General features: G+C 64.1%; 15 protein-coding genes. All 15 read left to right on the top strand.

The window, feature by feature from the left end:
• Positions 1-2: 2 nt before the first annotated feature.
• The gene (locus tag WKW77_RS06405; protein ID WP_340356005.1) at positions 3-389 is read left to right on the top strand and encodes a BPSL0067 family protein; all 387 of its coding nucleotides are present in this window, start codon (positions 3-5) and stop codon (positions 387-389) included.
• A gap of 9 nt (positions 390-398) precedes the next feature.
• A complete protein-coding gene (locus WKW77_RS06410; RefSeq protein WP_340356006.1) occupies positions 399-842 on the top strand; it encodes an STY0301 family protein in 444 nt (147 codons plus the stop codon).
• Positions 843-896: 54 nt separating this feature from the next.
• A complete protein-coding gene (locus tag WKW77_RS06415) occupies positions 897-1,379 on the top strand; it encodes an Hcp family type VI secretion system effector (protein ID WP_340356007.1) in 483 nt (160 codons plus the stop codon).
• 194 nt (positions 1,380-1,573) lie between these two features.
• The gene (gene tssJ / locus WKW77_RS06420) at positions 1,574-2,086 is read left to right on the top strand and encodes a type VI secretion system lipoprotein TssJ (protein WP_340356202.1); all 513 of its coding nucleotides are present in this window, start codon (positions 1,574-1,576) and stop codon (positions 2,084-2,086) included.
• A 31-nt stretch (positions 2,087-2,117) separates the two neighbouring features.
• A complete protein-coding gene (gene tssK, locus WKW77_RS06425; protein ID WP_340356008.1) occupies positions 2,118-3,473 on the top strand; it encodes a type VI secretion system baseplate subunit TssK in 1,356 nt (451 codons plus the stop codon).
• Positions 3,474-3,501: 28 nt separating this feature from the next.
• Entirely contained in the window at positions 3,502-6,189 is a 2,688-nt protein-coding gene (locus tag WKW77_RS06430) for a type VI secretion system Vgr family protein (protein ID WP_340356009.1), read from the top strand.
• 83 nt (positions 6,190-6,272) lie between these two features.
• Positions 6,273-7,331, top strand: coding sequence for a hypothetical protein (locus tag WKW77_RS06435; RefSeq protein WP_340356010.1), 1,059 nt, complete (start codon positions 6,273-6,275; stop codon positions 7,329-7,331).
• A 31-nt stretch (positions 7,332-7,362) separates the two neighbouring features.
• On the top strand, positions 7,363-9,132 hold the full coding sequence (locus WKW77_RS06440) for an esterase/lipase family protein (protein WP_340356011.1): 1,770 nt from the start codon (positions 7,363-7,365) through the stop codon (positions 9,130-9,132).
• 2 nt (positions 9,133-9,134) lie between these two features.
• Entirely contained in the window at positions 9,135-10,265 is a 1,131-nt protein-coding gene (locus tag WKW77_RS06445; RefSeq protein WP_340356012.1) for a T6SS immunity protein Tli4 family protein, read from the top strand.
• A 515-nt stretch (positions 10,266-10,780) separates the two neighbouring features.
• The gene (locus WKW77_RS06450; RefSeq protein ID WP_340356013.1) at positions 10,781-11,275 is read left to right on the top strand and encodes a pentapeptide repeat-containing protein; all 495 of its coding nucleotides are present in this window, start codon (positions 10,781-10,783) and stop codon (positions 11,273-11,275) included.
• Positions 11,276-11,355: 80 nt separating this feature from the next.
• Positions 11,356-12,735: a type VI secretion system protein TssL, long form gene (tssL, locus tag WKW77_RS06455; protein WP_340356014.1), complete on the top strand. Its 1,380-nt coding sequence runs from the start codon at positions 11,356-11,358 to the stop codon at positions 12,733-12,735.
• A gap of 10 nt (positions 12,736-12,745) precedes the next feature.
• Complete coding sequence (locus tag WKW77_RS06460) at positions 12,746-13,003, top strand: PAAR domain-containing protein (RefSeq protein ID WP_340356015.1); 258 nt, start codon at positions 12,746-12,748, stop codon at positions 13,001-13,003.
• Positions 13,004-13,023: 20 nt separating this feature from the next.
• Positions 13,024-17,256, top strand: coding sequence for a type VI secretion system membrane subunit TssM (gene tssM, locus WKW77_RS06465; RefSeq protein ID WP_340356016.1), 4,233 nt, complete (start codon positions 13,024-13,026; stop codon positions 17,254-17,256).
• Between the two features lie 9 nt (positions 17,257-17,265).
• Positions 17,266-18,003, top strand: a complete 738-nt coding sequence (tagF, locus tag WKW77_RS06470) for a type VI secretion system-associated protein TagF (protein WP_340356017.1) — start codon at positions 17,266-17,268, stop codon at positions 18,001-18,003.
• On the top strand, positions 18,000-19,025 hold the full coding sequence (locus WKW77_RS06475) for a TagK domain-containing protein (protein ID WP_340356018.1): 1,026 nt from the start codon (positions 18,000-18,002) through the stop codon (positions 19,023-19,025). Before tagF ends, WKW77_RS06475 begins: the two co-directional genes overlap by 4 nt.
• Positions 19,026-19,027 lie beyond the last annotated feature (2 nt).

Below are 19,027 nucleotides of genomic sequence, written 5' to 3' on the forward strand. Positions count from 1 at the left end.
GCATGCCGTACGTCCATTCAAAGGCTGAAGACCTGGACGATACCGACTTGGTTGGCACACACCAATGCGTGGTGCTACTACAGCACTACGCCAAAGTACCGCACACCAGCAGTTGGACCGAAGGGCGCAAGGTGCATGGCAATGCCAGTATCGCGAAGGGAACCGCAATCGCGACCTTCGTCAATGGAAAGTATCCCAACAGAAGCACGGGTGACCATGCTGCTTTCTACCTCAGTCAGAACGCTGGCGGCATTTGGGTTGTGGATCAATGGAAACACACGACCAAGCTGAAGGTGCAGAGGCGCTATCTCAAGTCGCTAGGGAAGAACAAGGACGGGACCTTCGTCGATCCCAGTAACAACGCCGATGCTTTGTCAATCATCGAATAGGACTCGCTGATGAACAAGGGAATCAGGCAATTTTGCGTCGGCGGCCTGCTGAGCGCGTTGGGTATTTCGTGTGGCGCAGAACAGCTCATTTGCCCGCCTTCAACGCGGATCGCATCGGCAACACTAACTGGCGTGCCGGAACATTGGGTCGTTGTGCCCTCGGACGGAAAACTGAAGCTTTTCGGTGTTCGCTTCTACTCCGGGCCTCCAAGTCAGCGAGCCGAACTGAAGCCAGAGCCTGTCGCTTCAAGGGAGAAGGGCGTGATTCAAAGCCGCTGGGACTTCGGGGCGGATGCTTCTTCCAAAGACGGGGTGTGGATGCGGTGCGACTATGGCCAACAGGCCGTATCGATGGCGACCAGAGTGCCCGACAACGTGACTCAGTGCGTCGATCGGTACAGAAAGACAAAAGGCGGTTTCGCCTTCGAAGGGATCAGTTGCAAGACTGAGTAGGCCGACGATCGTCGTTGGCGTTTTTCAAACAATCATTCAAAAAGGGAAGAAAAAATGGCACAGGATATTTTTCTGAAGCTCGATGGCATCGATGGCGAGAGCCAGGATGCGAAGCACAAGAGCGAAATCGAAGTTCTCGATTGGGCGTGGAAGATCACGCAGAACTCCTCCATGCACTCGGGTAGCGGTGGCGGCGCTGGCAAGGCGACGGTCGAAGACCTCACCTTCACCCATCGCATCGACAAGTCCAGCCCCAATCTGATGAAGTACTGCCTCACCGGCAAGCACATCCCCGAGGCCAAGCTGACGGTCCGCAAGGCCGGCGGCAACCCGCTGGAGTACCTGACCATCACCATGTCCGACGTGATCGTCAGCATGGTGCAGCCGAGCGGGCAAGCCGCGGATGAAGTCATTCATGAACAGGTGAGTCTCGCCTTCTCCAGGGTGAAGCAGGAGTACGCCGTGCAGAACGCGCAAGGCGGCAGCGCCGGCACCATCACGGCCGGCTACGACATCAAGGGCAACAAGGAGTCCTGATGTTCGCGGGCCTGGTTTCCAGGCCCTCCGAGAAACGCGACCCCGGGTCAGAGGCGTGCGCAACTGCGCGTGCCAATGCCCTGGGGTCCGGCCTCTTGCGCCCGCCCCTTCGTCGACCGCATTTCAATATGGCCTTCCTTCCTTCCGAGTCGCGCCGATTCGATGTCCTGCGCTGCGTGTGGCCCGCCCAGGCGATGCGTCCGGTTCTCGCATTCGTTCTGTCTTTGACCTTGGCATGTGCGCTGGCTGCATGCAGCACGCCGACCCCCTACGCCCCCAAGGAGCAGACCCAACTCGACATCACCATCACCGCCGCCGACGACGTCAATCCGGACGACAAGGAAAGAGCGGCGCCGATCATGGTGCGCTTCTATGAGCTGAAGTCCGAGAACACATTCGAAGCCGCCGACTACTTCTCTCTGCACAACAACGACAAGACCTTGCTCGCCGCAGACCTGCTCGCGCGCGACGAATTCATCCTGCGGCCCGGCGACGTCAAGAGCATCCGCCGCAAGTCCCATCCCGACATCACCGCCATCGGCGTGCTTGCGGGCTATCGCGATCTGCCCAATGCCACCTGGCGCGTCGTGCACACGCTCCCGCCCGCGCCCGAAGCGTCGTGGTATCGCTCCGTGATTCCCGCCAACAAGGCCAAGCTGCAGATTCAGCTGGAGTCCCAGGGCATCCGGCTCACGACCATCGAGTAGCCACAGCGCTACCCAAGGAAACAACGACACCATGAACTGGTACAACAAGGTCGCCTGGAGCGAGGGGCTCTTCTTGCGTCCGCAACTCTTCCAGCAGCAGGAGCGCTACCTCGAACACCTCGCGCACAAGCGTGCGGCAGCGCTCAGCCCGTTCTACTGGGGCTTCAGCCACTACGCCATCGACGTCGAGTCGCTCTCGCTGGGCAAGGTCGTGCTCGCCAGCGCGGCGGGCATCTTTTCGGATGGAACCCCCTTCGACACGCCGGGCCAGACGCCGCCTCCGGCGCCGCTCACCATCCTGCCCGAGCATCTGGAGCAGATCATCTATCTGGCGGTGCCCATCCGCACCCCCAACGGCGAAGAGACCACCTTCGACGACGCAGCCGGATCGACCGGATCGCTGGCGCGCTTCTCCGTGTTCGACACCGAACTCCGAGACGCCAACTCCATCGGCCAAGGCCCCAAGACCGTTCAACTCTCGCGCCTGCGTCTTCGCCTGCTGCCGCAGCGCGAGATGACCGACGCATGGATCGGCCTGCCGCTCACCCGCGTGGCCACCTTGCGCTCGGACGGCAGCATCGCGATCGACACGCACCTCATCCCCCCCGTCGCGGGCTACGGCGCCAGTGCCTTGCTGACCGACTGGATCGCCAACACCCATGGCCTGTGCCGCCTGCGCGCGCAATCCCTGGCGTCGCGCCTCAGCGGCAACGACGGCAAGTCCAGCGAAGCGGCCGAAGTCTCGGACTTCCTGCTGCTGCAAATCCTCAACCGCTACGAACCATTGCTCGAACACTGGCTGCGCGTGCGCGAGACCTCGCCCGAAGAGATCTACACCGCATTGCGCACCCTGAGCGGTGAACTCGCCACCTTCGTGCGCGCCCGCACACGAAGACCCGAGGAGCATCCGGCGTATCAACACGTCGACCCGTACCTGTCCTTCAAGGAACTGGTCGGCGATGTGCAGTCGCTGCTCAACGACGTGCTGGTGCGCAGCGCGCAGAGCATCCCGCTCACCGATCGCGCCAACGGCGTGCGCGTGGCCAACGTTGATCCCGGCGAACTGCAAGGCTTCTCCAGCCTCGTCTTCGCCGTCGCGGCGCACGCCCCAGCGGACGTGCTCGCCAGCCAGTTCCCCGCGCGCTGCAAGGTCGGTCCCAGCGACCGGCTGCCCGAACTCATCCGCTCGCACTTGCCTGGCATCCCCTTGCAGACGCTGCCCGTGCCGCCAAGACAGATCCCCTTCAACGCCGGCTTCGTCTACTTCCAGGTCGATTCGCGCGGGCCGCTGTGGGAGCACCTCGTCGAGTACGGCGGCCTTGCACTGCACATCGCCGGCGAGATCCCTGGCCTGCGCATGGAGCTGTGGGGCGTGAGAGAGAAATAAGTCAGGTCGAAGTGAAGGAGGTCATCAGATGCAAAGCAAGCGCACCCTGTCCGTCGAATCGCCGGCGATTCCGCAGCACCTTGGCGCACCCGCGCTGGAGCCGGTGCGGCTCTCGGGCCGCGAAGGCCTCAACAGCCTGTTCGAATACGAGCTCCTGCTCAAGACCCCCGATGCGTTGAACCTCGGCGCCAGCCAAGCGGCCGACTTCAACCTCGACGACTTCATCGGCCGCGAGATCAGTTGCTCGATCCAGCTCGACGGCTCCGGCCAATTCCTCCCCGGCGCGGTGGGCCCGAGCGTCGACCACATCGGCGCGGGCGTGCGCCAGATCAACGCCCTGATCAGCGACGCCGCCTGTCTGGGCGAAGAAGGCCGCCACATCCTGTACACCCTGACGCTGCGCCCCTGGCTGTACCTGGCGACCGAAACCACCGACTGCAGGGTCTTCCAGAACAAGACAGTGGTCGACATCCTGGACGGCCTTCTGGAGAAATACCCCTTCGCCGTCGACAAGCGACTCATCGAGACCTCCCCCCAGCGCGACTACCAGACCCAGTACAACGAGAGCGACTTCGAATTCTTCGAGCGCCTGTGCCAGGAATGGGGCATCAGCTACTTCTTCGAGCACGCCGAAGGCAAGCATCGCCTGGTGCTCATCGACAACATGGGGGCGTTCAAGGAGAACGCGAGCGAGGCGTACCGCAAGATTGAATACCACACGCCGGGCTGGAAACCGGACGCCGAGTACATCCACAGCTTCGTCCCCCGCAATCACCTCACCAGCGGGCGCTACACCACCCGCGACTACGACTACACGCGCCCCCGCGCCGATCTCACCCAGACCCGAAGCGACCCGAGATCGACCGGGCACGCCGACGGCGAGGTCTACCAGTGGCACGCCGGCATAGGAGGCAGCCACTACGCCCAGCCCAAGGCCGGCACCGCAGGCGCCAACGACCCGCATGAGGAAGGCCGCTTCCTTGGCCTGGTGCGCATGCAGGCCCTGCGCACCCACGGCGCGCGCGCCAAGGCCAGTGGCAACCTGCGGGGCATGGTGCCCGGCTGCACCTTCTGGCTTGCCAAGCACCCGCGCAAGCAAGCCAACGCCGAGTACCTGATCCTGGACACCGTCTTCCTGGTCGAGGACGTGGCCCAGGACAGCCAGATCGCCGATGCAGCGCCCGGACGCGGGCAGCAATGGAGCGTCGAGGTCGACTTCATTGCCCATCCCGTCAAGGAGCCGCTTCGCCCCGCACTGACCCGGCAGAAGCCCCACACCCACGGCCCGCAAACCGCGCTGGTCGTCGGCCCCGAAGGCCAGAACCTCTGGACCGACGAGTTCGGTCGCATAAAGGTGCAGTTCCCCTGGGACCGCATCGGCCAGAAGAACCAGAGCAGTTCATGCTGGGTCCGGGTCTCCGCCGCGTGGGCGGGCAACCAGCTGGGTGCCACCCATCTTCCCCGCATCGGCCAGGAAGTCATCGTCGACTTCGAGAACGGCGACCCCGACCTGCCCATCTGCACCGGGCGCGTGTACAACCAGAGCAACCTGCCACCGTGGAGCTTGCCGGGCCAGTCGGCATTGAGTGGTTTCCGAAGTAGAGAACTCACCAAGGAAGGCGGCAACTCGGCAGCAGGTCGGTCCAATCACCTGGTCCTCGACGACACCGCCGAGAAGATCCAGGTCCAGGTCAAGAGTGATCACCTGAGCAGTTCCTTCAGCGCGGGTCACATCACCCGCATCGAGGACAACGCCGGACGCAAGGATTCCAGAGGCGAAGGCGTCGAGGTACGAAGCGATGGCCACGGTGCCATGCGCGCCGCCAAGGGTTTGCTTCTCACCACCGATGGCCGTTCCAACGCGGTCGGCGGCGTCCTGAGCCGGGACGAACTGGTGAGTTGTCTCCGGCAGGCGCTGGCACTGGCCGAAGACCTCGGCAAGACGGCCGCGGACTGCCAGGGCGCGGCCCGCGAGATCACCCCGCAGCAAGACCTCAGCGATGCCGTCGATGCGCTGGGTCACGGAACCGGCCCAGAGGCCGACGCGAAGGGAAAGGCACCGGGAGGGCAGCCGGTGCTTGCGATCAGCGGCGCCGCCGGCATTGCCAGCGCCACGCCCAGGGACCACACCCAGTACGCGGGCCAGAACATCGACACCGTCGCCAGCCGAAACCAGCAGCACTACGCAGGCCGCTCCATCCTGCAAAGCGCCGGCAAGGACATCGAGCAATTCGCCGTTGCCGGCGACATCCGCAGCATCGCCAACAAGGGCAAGCTCATCCAGCAGGCGCAACACAACAGCGTCGAGATCACCGGCGAGAAAGACGTCACGATCACCTCCACGGAAGAAGGCGTCGTCGTGCGGGGCAAGAAAAGCATCTTGCTCTTGGTGGAAGACGGAACCTACCTGCGCATCGGCGACGGGCAGGTGGTCGTTGGCATGAAGGGCCAGTTCATCGCGAAGACCTCCAGTTGGGTCCTGCAAGGCCCGAGCACCTTGTCGACGGACCTGCCGCGTTTCCCGCAGACCAGCTTCAACGATGGCTTCGTCATCACGGACCAGGCCGGCGAACCGGTCGCCAACATGAAATACCGCCTGACGCACATGGATGGCGGCGTGGTGGAAGGCGTCACCGGTCCCGACGCACAGATTGCGCTGCAAAAGGGCGTCGGCCCCGACAGCGTGGCGCTCGAACTGCTGGGTCTCCAGCCCTAACCGTCGACTGGAACTTGGCGGGGCGCGGGCGTCTGCGTTCATGGCGTCGAATCCATCAACCGAATTTCAAAGCGAGAAACAATATGAAGTTAAAAAGGATCGGAAAATGGGCCCTGAACGCCGTCGGCGGGGTCGCATCATCGTTGGGCTTTCTACGCCGGAGCGTCGTCTATTTCGTGCCATTCCTGCTCTCGCTGCAAGGCTGCGATGAGGTCGTTCCGCAGAGCGTCGAAGAGCATATCGTCATCGAGCGCGATGGGAGCATCGCGATCACATACAGCGGGACATTCCACGACCTCGCCGACTGGCTAGCCGTGTATGAGCCCGAAAAAGCAGACGCGGCAAAAGTTTCAAGGGCCGCGCTGCACGCGCTGTCGGTATCGCCCGACGTGGCTGAAGTGCGTGAGGTCAAACCGCATGTCTATTTCGTGCGGCGGCATCTGAAGACCCATCTGAATGAGCACGAATTGCCCTGGCTCATCCGCGACCAAGGCTCAAGCACGAATTGGAGCGTGGCGCCACTGCGCTTTACTGAGATGTCCGGGATCTCGAACGGGTTCCAAGTAGACCAGGACTCTTTGAAGAGTACCTTGAAAGCTCTCCAAGAGAAGCTCCATGACGAGACCCAAGGCGGCAAGGAACTGGCGAAGCTGGTCAGGGCCTTCAAGGCGACCGTGACGATCGAAATCGACGACGACATGGTTGGTTACACCGACGCGACATCTAAACGCCGGATAGGGCCAGGCCGCTCCTCGTACCAATGGACGTTGCAGGTCGACAAATACCGCCCCCCCCATTTCGCATTCGCATTCGGCGACGTCGATCAGGCCGCGCTCAAGCTGGATAGTGCACCGGCCGGTACGGACTGCAAATCGCTGATTGGTGATCTATGCAAGTGCGGCCCCTTTATTCTGAAGGGGGCCGATGATTCGATGCACACATCCTACGTGCCCTATGAAGTCAGCGCGGGCGAGCGCACGTTCCATGGCTGTACCAATGCCAAGGGCGAGATCCCAGCAGTCATGACAAAGCGGACCGGGGGATGCTATGTGAAGCTGCTGCCACAAGAGCCGGCCCTTGAGAACGAGGCCGCTCGTGGAAAAGGGGGCATCCAGCGCGGTGCTACATGCCCGGCCCATTGAACCTGCCTCGGCTTCACCGGCCACACCAACCATGACCGACATGACTGACGACATCTCCCCATCCCGTGCCGCGCGCGTCCTGTTTCCCATGCCGCAGCCCGACGGCACCATGTGCTACCGACACAATCTCACTTCGAAGGACCGGACCGATCTGGTTCAACTTCGCGTGGACATCGTGAACGCACTGCCCATCGTTTTCGTGCCTGGTGTGATGGGCAGCAACCTGAAATCCATCGAGAAGAAGGGGCCGCCGGTTTGGCGACTGAACTCGTTCTATATCCCCACGGTGGGCGAGGTGCCGGCCAAGCTGGCGCTGGGGAAATTCCGGGAAGGCGCCGGCGACCGCCAAAAGCTCTTGCACCCCGACCGCACCGAAGTCGATCCGGGCGGCAACGTACCGACCAAACCGGCAGGGTCGATCTTTTCGAACAACGCCAAGCAGCTTGAAGCCATCTATCGTGCGCGTCGCTGGGGCGAGGTCGGAGAGAGCAGCTACCGAGATTTTCTGCTCATGCTCGAAGACACCCTCAATGGGCATCGCGCGGGTAAACCGGCGACCGAGGTCGAAGCCAAGATCGCTGCGCTGATGGCTTCGCGTGCCGCAGATCCTGCGGATCAGGTCTGGCGCCCGCAGAAAGACTTTGTGGCGAGTGCGCCGGACGACTTCCACAAGCTGCGCAAGTGGTTCTTTCCGGTCTACGCGTTCGGCTACAACTGGCTGCAGGACAACGCCGTGGCCGCCAAGTTCCTGCAGCAGCGCATCAAGAAGGTGATTGCGGAAAACAACAACGCCGCTTCGCGCTGCGAGCAAGTCATTGTCGTCACGCACAGCATGGGCGGACTGGTCGCGCGTGCCTGCCAACAGCTGGACGACATGAAGTCGAGTATTGCCGGCATCGTGCACGGCGTCATGCCAGTAGATGGCGCACCTGTCGCTTACCGCCGCTGCAAGTTGGGCGTGGTGGAAGAGGACTACGCTACCGGCGTCGTGATCGGCAAGACGGGGCAGGAAGTGACCGCGGTCTTTGCGCAGGCCCCTGGCGCACTCGAACTGTTGCCCACCCAGCGCTACAAAGGAGGCTGGCTGGAAGTGCGCGGGCCTGATGGGAAGACGCCCGTGCAGCAGCCTCTGCCGGTGTCCGACCCCTACTTCGAAATCTACAAGCGGCGGGACCGTTGGTGGGCGCTGGTGAAGGAGGAATGGCTGGCCCCCAAAGATGGGGCACCAATTAAATGGAACGACTACGTGAAGTTCATCAGCATGGCGGAAGCGTTCCATAAACAAGTTCTTGCCGCCAACTCCTATCACCCCAACACCTACGCCTTCTACGGAGCCGACAGTAAGGAAAAGACCAAAAGCTTCGAGAGCATCGTCTGGCAAATGAAGCGCGGGAAAAGGGCCGATGACAAAGCACCCACGCCCAACGATGTTTACGGCATGACGGCGCAGCAGGTGCAGATGGATGGCGCCAACCCTGAGTACGTGGGGTGGAAACTAAGCGTCAAGGCCGCCCCCCAGCCGGACGGCGGCGTTGAATTCAGCACCGAAGCATCAAGCCATTGGGAACTGCGTGCCGATCTGGCGGACGGCACAGGCGACGGCACCGTGCCCGCGCAGTCCGGCCGCAGCCCGGTCGACTGCGCCAAGGTGCGTCAGGTGTTCCGCCTGAGCGGCGTGGAGCATGAGCCGGCCTATGGCAACAAGAGTCCCATCGCGCGGCAGGTGACGCTTTACGCCATCAGCAAGATCGCGCTGGAGGCCAGGGTGCCGCAGGGTGGAGCGGTCAAGGCCAAGAGCTGAGCATGACGAATCATCCTCCCACAGGCCAGCGGCGCCGCCCCTACAGCCGCTGGGCGTTGATTGCATTGGCGTTCCTGCTCGTGCTTGTCGCCGCCGCGTCGATGCGCGGCTGGCTCCCATTCATCTACGCCCCTGGCTACACCCCCAAGACCATGACCACTGTTACAACACAACGTACCACCCACTGCATCGGCCGCTACCTCATCACGCTGCCGTCCAACTTTGAACTCATTACCGGAGGCTGGGGGGACGTCGAGCTGTACTACGGCCTGGACAAGAACTTCGAGCGCGTCTACGCCACGGTCAAGCCGGGGCGCTACACGAATGAAGAGTTCTGGAAAGAGGTGAACAAGCGGCGCTTTGAATTGGACGGCAAAACGAACGCTGCAACCAAGACATCCATGCTGTTGCACGGCGAACAACTGAACAATTCTTCAGCCCTGTTGCGACGTTTGGGAGATGAGCACTACGGCCTGTCGATCAAGACCGAAGTGCATGTGCTGGTGGGACCGCGTCACGTCATGTTGGAGCAAGAGTCATACAGCAACGATGACAACAACGTTAGTCACAAGAACGCCGATCCAGCCCCCGCCGAGGCCCGCCTGAAGATGATTGCCTCCAAGCTCTTGCCCTACGAGAACGCGGAGCGCGCCAAGCCGGGCTTCTGCGTGCAGGGCGTGCTGTTCGATGTGGGGCAGGATGATGAGACGGCGCTTTTTGACTTCTATGCCGACGACTTGCCGGATACCCACCTGCGCGTGAGTTACCACGCCGTGACGGGCCAGCCGAGTCAGGGCCTGTTGGAGAGAGTGCAAGACTCCTACAAGGCGCAGCCGCTGTTTCGCACGATGGTTGCGACGGTTCGCGAAGGCAAGACCCAACTGGGCGGCGAGGCTGCGGAAGAATCCTTGGTCAAGACAACGCGGCCGGTCACACAACATCTGTTCTCCATCGAACGCCGAGACAACCAGCCGCGCTCGCTGGACCGCCCGTTCTTCGGCATCGCCTTCGACACAGGCAACGAATACGACGACGCCAAGGGCGAGCGGCACCCACAGGACAACTCCAGCCTTTCCGACGAACAGGTGCTGAAGCTGTGGGACGAAATGGTCGCCTCGGTGCGCAAGCGCTAGGCGCGGCCGAAGAAGTAATAACCAAAAATTGATCGGTATCCAATGAAAGAAGCCCAAGCCTTCGAAGGGAAGCATGACGAACCTTCGGAGGACTACCCTGCGCAAGCCGCAATGTGGGGCGGGCTGCTGCTCGCGCTTCTTGGTTGGGCTTTCGTCTTTTTGGTCGACCCCCCGACGTTGAGTTTGGGCTTCTGGTGTTGGCTTTTACACAGATCTTCGCGTTCGGGCTCCTTCTGTCGGCAGCTATCACGCACCAGCCGGGAACCCCAGGGAGGCTCATCGCAGGTCTTCTGGCATTCGCAGTGGTGCTGGCCCCGATCGGCGGGCTCATCTGGTTCATTAACCACCTCTCTATTGGCTTTTAGGCCGACTGGCGGGAGTTGCCCCTCGTTCCGACTTTCATGTCCTCCTTCGAATGTTTATCTATCTCATGCTTGACCAGATCGCCTCAACACCGACCGTAGAGGCTGGAATGAGTGAATCGATCGCCAGTGAGATGCCAATAAAGGAACGCCATGAGCGCACAAGAAACCATTCTTGACCATGACAAATGGCGTAAAGGCACTGGCGGCGCCCGGGCCGGCCCCGCTGGCGAAAGCGATGGCAACGCCTACGCCGGTTTGGACCTCAACCTGATTACCTTCGATTCCTGCACCTTCAGCGGCAGCAGCTTCACTTCGACCACGTTCCTGGATGCGGCCTGGACCTCGTGCCGCTTCAGCGGGTGCTCCTTCAGCCAGTGCGACATGATGAGCATAAAGATCACGGAGTGCACCTTCATCAATTGCACTTTCTCGCAATCGCAGTTCAAGGCAAGCACATTTCGCGATTGCACTTTCGAAAAGTGCGACTGGATGGGCCTGAATTTCGACGCGAGCCACTGGTCGAGAGTGAGCTTGCTGGAGTGCAGAGGCCAGCAGATCACGGGCGGCGACTTGCAAGGCAAATACGTCGACTTCACTGGGAGCCAATTTGAAGCCATGCAGCTCACCAATGCGCTTATCAACTGAGTTTGCAAAGACGACGACTCCCGAGCCACCGCCACACGATGAACTGACGGCTTTTCTCTGCCGATGCGATTGCCATTCCCATGCCTGATCAGACCAAATCAAATACCTCCGCTACGTCCCCTCAAGGCGCAGACGCAAACAGAACCCAAACGCCTGCGGGCGAGCGCAAAGAGCCGTGGCGTGGTGAAACGCAGGGCGAGCAGGCCAAGACGATTTCCTTCGTAGCTGAGCCCTCGCAAGAAGCCCGCCTCGCTGCCGTCAAGGCGGCGGTGAATCCCTTGCTCGAAGCCGCGCAACCTTTGCTGCGTGCGTTGTGCGACATGCCGAAGGATTTGGAACCGGTGCAGGTCGATGTGCTCCGACGCCTGCTGTTGCGGGAGGTGAGCAATTTCCGCGCGATCTGCACCAGTGCACAGATCCGCCACGAGCGCATGGTCGCGGCAAGCTATGCGCTGTGCACCGCGATCGACGAGGCGGTTCAGCGCAAGCGCTGGGGTGGAGGCGAGGGGGGGGAAACGGGTGTCTGGGCTGCCAAGTCATTGGCTCATGAGTTCCACGAGGACACCAAAGGCGGCCACAAGGTCTTTCTGCTGATCGGCCGCCTGGCCGCATCGCCGCAGGAGCACGTCGATCTGATCGATCTGCTGTTCTTCATCTTGGCGCTGGGTTTCGAAGGCGAGTACCGCTCGAAGCCCCAGGGCCGTCGCCAGCTGGAGATGATCCGGCACCGGCTCCATGACATGGTCTTGCGGGTGCGCGGCGAGGTGCCGCGCGAGCTGTCGCCTCACTGGCGGGGCGAGGGCGCGGCCAAGCTGCGCTTTCTGCGCACGGTCCCGGTGTGGGTGACGGCGTCGCTTTTGTCCCTGGCCTTGCTGGGTCAATACGCTTGGTACAAGTACCAGCTAGTGCAGAAGAGCGCCGGGGTGGAAGCAGACATCCGCGCCATCGGCGCGCTGCGACCGCCGCCGGCGCCGGTGCGCAAGTCGCTGCGCCTTAAGGAGCTGCTCGCGCCCGAGATCGCGCGCGGCACGGTGAGTGTGGAAGAGGACGACGAGCACAGCGCCGTGAGCTTCAAGGGCGACGACATGTTCGTGGCCGGGCGGGCACAGGTGAACGCGAAGCTGCTGCCGACCATCGCCAAGGTGGCGAGCGAGATCAACGAGGTCTCGGGTACGGTGCGGGTCACCGGGCACTCGGACAACCGGCCGATCAGGACGCGGCAGTTCCCCGACAACCAGGCCTTGAGCGAGAAGCGCGCCGCCGCCGTGGCGGAGGTGCTCAAGAGCAGCGGGGTCGCGCCGGAGCGTCTGGTGGTGGAGGGCAAGGGCGACGCGCAGCCGGTGGCCGACAACGCCACGCCGCCGGGGCGTGCGCGCAACCGGCGCGTGGACATCGTGGTGACGCAGGGCGACGCGCCGCCCGCGCCAGCGAACCGCCCCACGGCAACCCATATCGATTGATGAGGAACGCATGAGCAGACGAGTGATTCTGGTGGGCGACACCACCACCCATGGCGGCAAGGTGATCTCCGGCGCCGCCAACAACACAGTGCACGACAGACCCATTGCGCGACTGCTTGATGAAGTGGACTGCCCGCTGCACGGGGTCAACAAGATCATCGAGGGCGAAGCGAGCTACGACATCGGCGGCAGACCGGTGGCGCTCGAAGGACATCGCACGGAGTGCGGCTCGGTGCTGATCGGCTCGATCGGCAAGACGGCGGGTTGACGCGCGCCAGGAAAGTTTTCATGCAATTCCTCAAGTCAATTCGAGATCTCGTCTTCTCCCGCGCGACGCTGGCCTTCATCGGGCTGGTGGTGCTGGCGCTGGTGATCTGGTTCGTGGGCCCGCTGCTCGCGGTGGACGGATTGCGTCCGCTGGCTTCGGTCGGCGTGCGGATCAGCCTGATCGTGCTGTTCCTGGCCTTTGCGATCCTGTGGCTCGCTTTCGGGCCGGTGAGCCTTGCCGGCGTGGCGGCGTTGTGCCTGCTGATATGGCATGCGGGGCCGCTGCTGTCGCTGGGCGCGGCGCGGCCGTTACAGCCGGAGTGGGTGCGTGCGACGGCGATCGGCCTCATCGTGCTGATCTGCGCCGCCTGGTGGCTGTTCAAGCTCTGGCGTCTGCTGCGGGAAGACCCGGAGGCGATCACGAAGTACTTCACTGCCCGGTCCGAAAGCGAGAAGGCGCGCGATGAAGCGAAGGAAAAGATCAAGAGCGTGACGGGCATCGTGCAACAGGCGGTGGCGCAGCTCAAGAGCCTGCGGGGCACGGGTGGCCTGCGTCGGATCTTCGAGGGCAAGCGCTATCTGTACGACCTGCCGTGGTTCATGATCGTGGGCAGTCCCTCGGCGGGCAAGACCACCGCGCTGCTGAATTCGGGCCTGCAGTTTCCGCTGGCGCGAAGGATGGGCGGTCCTTCGGGGAGTGCGGCGTTCGGCGCCGACGGCGGGACCGTGCACTGCAACTGGTGGCTGAGCAACGAAGCCGTGCTGATCGATACGGCCGGCCGCTACACCACGCGCGACAGTCACGCGGGCAACGATGCGACGGAGTGGCACGGCTTTCTGGGCCTGCTGCGCAAGCATCGGCCGCGTGCGCCGATCAACGGCGCGTTCGTGGCGCTGAACACGGCCGAGCTGCTTCGCCTGGACGGCAGTGAGCGCATGCGCCACGCGGGCATGGTGCGCGACCGGCTGGCGGAGTTGCGGCAGGAACTGGGCATCCGTTTCCCGGTGTATGTGATCGTGACGAAGGCGGACTTGCTGGGTGGCTTCTCGGAGTATTTCCAGTCGCTCACGAGCGAGGGGCGTGCGCAGCCCTGGGGTTTCACGCTGCCCTACGAGGGGCTGAACAGCAAGCCGCGGACTTCGGCGGCGGCCATCGCCGAACGGCAGGAGGTGCTGCGCACCCGGCTGCGCACGGAGTTCGGGCTGCTCAAGAGCCGCCTGGACATGGGGCTGCGGACACGGCTGAACGAGGAGTACGACCTCGAGCGCCGTCATCGGCTGCTCGGATTGCCGCAGGAAATGCAGGCGCTGATCGAGCCGCTGGTGCAGGTGCTCGACGAGATCTTCCTGGATTCGCGCTTCGACAACACCCAATATCACAACGCGCTGCGGGGCGTGTACTTCACGAGCGGTGCGCAGGCGATGGTGCCGGTACCGGCCGATTCGGGCACGCTGATGCAGCGCCTGTGGCGCAGCCTGGCTCCAGCGCCCAAGCCTGTTGTCGTGCAGGTGGAGCCGAAGGCGCCCCCAGCCGAGCCCAAGGAAGACCTGAAGGTCGGGCCCACTGGCGGCGACGTCGATGACAAGTCCGATGGAAGGTCCGAGGCTAAGTCCGCTGACAAGCAGACGGCCGATGCGAAATCCGATGCGCCGGCGAGTGCGCCTGCTACACCCAAGCCGCCCGCCAAGGCGCCACTGGACGCACGGCTCGTCACCGATGCCGAGCGCGGCAGGCTCGGGTTCTTCCTGCAGGACGTGCTGACCAAGGTGATCATTCCCGAGGCGCACCTGGTGCGGCCCAATCTACGTTGGGAGTTCCGCTTCCGTCTGCTGCGCCTGATGGGGCACGCGTTGGCGGTGGTGGTCTTCCTGTGGCTGGCGGGTGCGCTGGTGCTGAGCTTCGGCAACAACCGCAAGTACCTGGAGACGGTCCATCGGCGCGTGGAGGCATTGGGAACGCAGGTGCGCACGCTGTTCGCTGCATTCAAGCCGGCCGGCGTGCCGGACGTGCTCAATGCGGCGCGCGAGTTGCCGGGCTATTCGGGGCTGGACGTGTACGACCCGCCGGGGAGCTTTCTCTATGGGCTCTACAGCGCGCCGCCGGTGCTGGACGCTGCGTCGGACACCTATGCACAGTTGCAGGACCACACGCTGCTGCCGGCGATCCTGCGGCGCATGGAAGCGGTGCTCGCCCAGAGCGTGAGGGACGACGACCCGAAGCTCGCCTACGAGACGCTGCGGGTCTACAAGCTCCTGCACGATCGCGAGCGCTACACGAGCGGCGGCGCGCGCGATGTGCGCGACTGGGTGCTGCGGGATTGGGAGAACACCGGCAGCGCTGCGGACTTCGGTGGACGCGCGTCGATGGTGGGGCATGTGCAAGCGCTGTTCTCGGGCAAGCGGCCGGTGCAGTCGGCCTCGCTGCCGAACGAAGCGCTGGTGCATCGGGTGCAGGAGTTCCTGAATGCCAACACCTCGACGCAGCGCGTGTACGAGCGGGCCAAGGCGGTGATGGCGCCGCAGGCACCACAGGAGTTCACGCTGATCCGCGCCGTCGGGCCGCAGGCGGGCACGGTGTTCTCGCGGGTGGAGGGTCTGCCGCTGGAAAAGGGCGTGCCGGGGCTGTTCACGTACGACGGCTACCACGACCTTTTCAGCAAGCGCCTGCCCGAGTTCGTGGGGCGCGCGCTGGAGGACGATGCCTGGGTCATGGGGCGCGGCGGCGCCGGTGCTTCGAAGAAGAGCGCTTGGGGCGATGCGGAAGATGCACTGAAGAGCAACCCGCTGCTGGACGATATCCGCCGTCAATACCTGACGGAGTACGCCGCGCATTGGGAAGAGTTCCTCGACTCGATCCGCACAGTGGGGGCGGGCGACGCGATGAGCACGAGCCTGGGCTTCGACCTGAGCGTGTTGCGCCAGTTGGCGGCGCCGGATTCGCCGCTATCGCGGCTGGCGCGTGAGGCAGCGCGCGAAACCACGCTGTCGCGGCCCTTGGTCACGCGCGCGCAGGAAGATCGCAGCTTCTTCGACAAGGCCACCGACGAGCTGAACAAGCAGACCCGGGAGATCGGGAAGAACCTCGGCATCCGTCCCGAGGAGCGGATGGAAAAGGAGATCGTCGACAACCGCTTCGCGGCCCTGCGCGAGGTGGTCACGGGGCAGCCCGACATCGCGTTGAGTTCGAACAGTGGCGCCAGCACGGCCAAGCCGGGCCTGGAGAACATCTCGGGCCTGATCAATGAGTTCTACACCCTCCTCGTGGTGGCCGACACGGCGCTCGCCTCGGGGAGCCTGCCGCCGGGCGGCGCGGAAGTGGGTGCGCGTTTGAAGCTGGAGGCCGGCAAGTTGCCGGCGCCCTTTCGCGAAGTGCTGACCGCGCTGGCCGACAGCGGCGGCGAGAAGGTGGCGCAGGGATCGTCCGACATCCTGCGCAAGCAGGCCCAAGCCCAGCTCGACCGGATCATGGGCCTGATGGCCATGCAGGTGAGCGAGCCTTGCCGGCGAGGCGTGGAGGGTCGTTATCCGCTCGCCGCCGTGGCGGAGGATGCATCGATCGAGGACTTCACGCAGGTCTTTGCCGCGGGCGGTGCCGCGGACGAGTTCTTCACGAAGTACCTCGCGCCTTTCGTGGACACGAGCGTGCGGCCGTGGCGCTACAAGAGTCCCGATATAGCGAACGCCATGGTCGGGGCCGAAGGGGTGGCCAGCGATATTGCGCCGCAGCCCGCCACCACGGGGCCGACGCTGGTGGGCGAACTGCTGAAGCTGCTGCCGCAGAGCGGACCGAATCTGGATGCGTTCTATCGCGCGCGCCAGATCCGTAACGTCTTCTTCCGCGATGCAGCGGGAAAGAAGTTCGGCTGGAAGCTGGAGCTCAAGGTGATGGAGCTGGAGCCGAGCATCACGGACCTCATCATCGACGTCGATGGGCAGGGGATGCGCTATGCTCACGGCCCGGTGCAGCCCTTCCCAGTGGCCTGGCCGGGGCCGCGTGGCGGATCGACGGCGGAACTGACGGCCAATCCGCGTATTTCGGGGCCGACATCGACGGCTCTGACCAACGGCCCGTGGGCGCTGTTCCGCTTGATCGACAAGGGGCGCATCGTCAACACCGCCACGCCGGGGCGCGTGAGCGTGGAGTTCCAGTTCGATGGGCGCAAGGCCCTGATCGACATCAACACCGGCAGCCAGCCGAACCCGCTCAACAGCGACGTGCTCAGGGGCTTTCGTTGTCCGGGTCGATTTGCCTGAGTCGGATTCATGCTGCAAGCCTTGATCTCGCATCGCCTGATTTCGCCGCCTGCCATCTGGGGCAAGCTATCGGGCCATGCCGACTTCGTACGCAGCGGCGTGCGGCATGGCGAAGGCGAAGGGTGGCAGTCCTGGCTCGCGGCGCATGCGGCCCTCGACGCGGTGAAAGGTGCCGCGTTGCTGCCTGCCGCCCTCGTGCTGCCGCCCGGGTCGCTCGCGTTCGCGCCCGGGTACTTCGTGCTGGGGGTCGTCGTGCCCTCTGCGGACCGGACGGGGCGCCGTCACGCGCTGCTGGTCTATCAGCGGGCGCATGCGCGTTGGGTCCGGCGGCACTTCGAGGCCCAGGCCGATCATCCGCGCGACTGGCTGTTCTGGCTGGCGCGAGCAGTGGGGCGGCACGGCGCCGCAGGTGCAACGGGGGAGCTTCAGGTACTGGAGCGGACGGTGCATGCCTTGTGGCAATTGCATAGGCCCGCTTTGAGCCGGCTCGGCCGCGCGGCGCCTGCCGCCGAAACGGCGGGCACCAAGGACGCGCGCTCGCAGGTGCTGCTGGACCGCCTTGCCGGGCTTGCGACTGTTGACGATGCGGCCGGCGATCTCAGCGGTGTGCGCCACCTGCCGTGGGCCGGCTGGCCTGCGCGCTTGCATGGCGCGCACGCGCAGAGTGTCTTCTGGCAGCAGGACGCGGCCGGTGGTTTCGTCAATGCGGGGACCCGCCTGGCGGATATTTGGAGAACCGAGTCATGAACGACAACACACCCTCAGACCGGACGGTGAGCGCGGGCCGGTCCTCTCTGCGATTGCGCCTCGTGCGCAGCCATGGCAATCCCATGGACGCGGTGCTGTCCGTGCCGGCATGGGGCGTGGGCCTTGCCGATGCGCTCGAACTGGATGGACAGAGGCTGGACGACGCGCAACGCAGGGAGGCCGATCTGTGCCGGATCGATCTGCAAGGCCGGTCCTGGCGCATGGCGAACGACAGCCATTCGCTTGCATGCTCCCTGAACGGAGAGCGGGTGCCGGCAGGATCGGAGAGGCCCGTCGCCCACGGCGACGCGCTCGAGATCGGATTGCTTCGCTTCGTCGTGGAGTTGGCAGCGGATGATGCAGAGGCGGCGGCCTTCGATCTGCGCGACCTTGCGATGCCTGCGCACGGCTCGCGCTCGACGCCGGCGCAAGCCTTCGATGACCTGTTCGGTGCGCTCGACATCGACGGAGCGAGGCCGCAGGCCGCGTCTGATCCGCTGGCCGAGTTGCTCGGCGAGTTGCCGACCGCGCACCGGCAGCCAGTGCCGCCTGCGATGCAGCCCGTGGCGGAGATGGCTTCGCACGCCGGTCGATCGCACGCCGACCCGGCCGATGCCCTGTTCGACGACCTGCACGCGGAATTCGTCCGCACGGTGCGCGACCCGGCCCGGGCGGCCGGGAACGCGATCTGGGAGAGCGGCGATGCGCTCACCGGCGAGGCTGCGCTGCAGACGCTGGAAGAGATGACGCGCGACGCGGTGGAGGCGTATCCGCTGGTGCGCGACGTGCTGGAGAAGCCATTCACCATCGACCAAACCCTCACGGGCTTCGACACGATGGGCCGATCGTTGGTGTTCGATGCCGATGAGCCCGACGAGGTGCTGCGGCTGTTTGCGCCCGAGGTCGCGCACGGCATCCAGGCCTCGATTCCCAGCCTCACGCGTCGCGAGCACCACGCGCTGTCGCCCGACAGTCCGATGCCCATCGAGCGGGTGGGGCAGGGCGGCAAGCAGTCCGCGTAGAC

It is taken from the genome of Variovorax ureilyticus, assembly GCF_037889935.1.
Lineage (GTDB): Bacteria > Pseudomonadota > Gammaproteobacteria > Burkholderiales > Burkholderiaceae_C > Variovorax > Variovorax ureilyticus.

What these genes read in the sequence shown, in the direction of transcription:
- WKW77_RS06405 (WP_340356005.1), top strand. Translation starts at nt 3, where the DNA reads ATGCCGTACGTCCATTCAAAGGCTGAAGACCTGGACGATACCGACTTG.
- WKW77_RS06410 (WP_340356006.1), top strand. Translation starts at nt 399, where the DNA reads ATGAACAAGGGAATCAGGCAATTTTGCGTCGGCGGCCTGCTGAGCGCG.
- WKW77_RS06415 (WP_340356007.1), top strand. Translation starts at nt 897, where the DNA reads ATGGCACAGGATATTTTTCTGAAGCTCGATGGCATCGATGGCGAGAGC.
- tssJ (WP_340356202.1), top strand. Translation starts at nt 1,574, where the DNA reads ATGCGTCCGGTTCTCGCATTCGTTCTGTCTTTGACCTTGGCATGTGCG.
- tssK (WP_340356008.1), top strand. Translation starts at nt 2,118, where the DNA reads ATGAACTGGTACAACAAGGTCGCCTGGAGCGAGGGGCTCTTCTTGCGT.
- WKW77_RS06430 (WP_340356009.1), top strand. Translation starts at nt 3,502, where the DNA reads ATGCAAAGCAAGCGCACCCTGTCCGTCGAATCGCCGGCGATTCCGCAG.
- WKW77_RS06435 (WP_340356010.1), top strand. Translation starts at nt 6,273, where the DNA reads ATGAAGTTAAAAAGGATCGGAAAATGGGCCCTGAACGCCGTCGGCGGG.
- WKW77_RS06440 (WP_340356011.1), top strand. Translation starts at nt 7,363, where the DNA reads ATGACCGACATGACTGACGACATCTCCCCATCCCGTGCCGCGCGCGTC.
- WKW77_RS06445 (WP_340356012.1), top strand. Translation starts at nt 9,135, where the DNA reads ATGACGAATCATCCTCCCACAGGCCAGCGGCGCCGCCCCTACAGCCGC.
- WKW77_RS06450 (WP_340356013.1), top strand. Translation starts at nt 10,781, where the DNA reads ATGAGCGCACAAGAAACCATTCTTGACCATGACAAATGGCGTAAAGGC.
- tssL (WP_340356014.1), top strand. Translation starts at nt 11,356, where the DNA reads ATGCCTGATCAGACCAAATCAAATACCTCCGCTACGTCCCCTCAAGGC.
- WKW77_RS06460 (WP_340356015.1), top strand. Translation starts at nt 12,746, where the DNA reads ATGAGCAGACGAGTGATTCTGGTGGGCGACACCACCACCCATGGCGGC.
- tssM (WP_340356016.1), top strand. Translation starts at nt 13,024, where the DNA reads ATGCAATTCCTCAAGTCAATTCGAGATCTCGTCTTCTCCCGCGCGACG.
- tagF (WP_340356017.1), top strand. Translation starts at nt 17,266, where the DNA reads ATGCTGCAAGCCTTGATCTCGCATCGCCTGATTTCGCCGCCTGCCATC.
- WKW77_RS06475 (WP_340356018.1), top strand. Translation starts at nt 18,000, where the DNA reads ATGAACGACAACACACCCTCAGACCGGACGGTGAGCGCGGGCCGGTCC.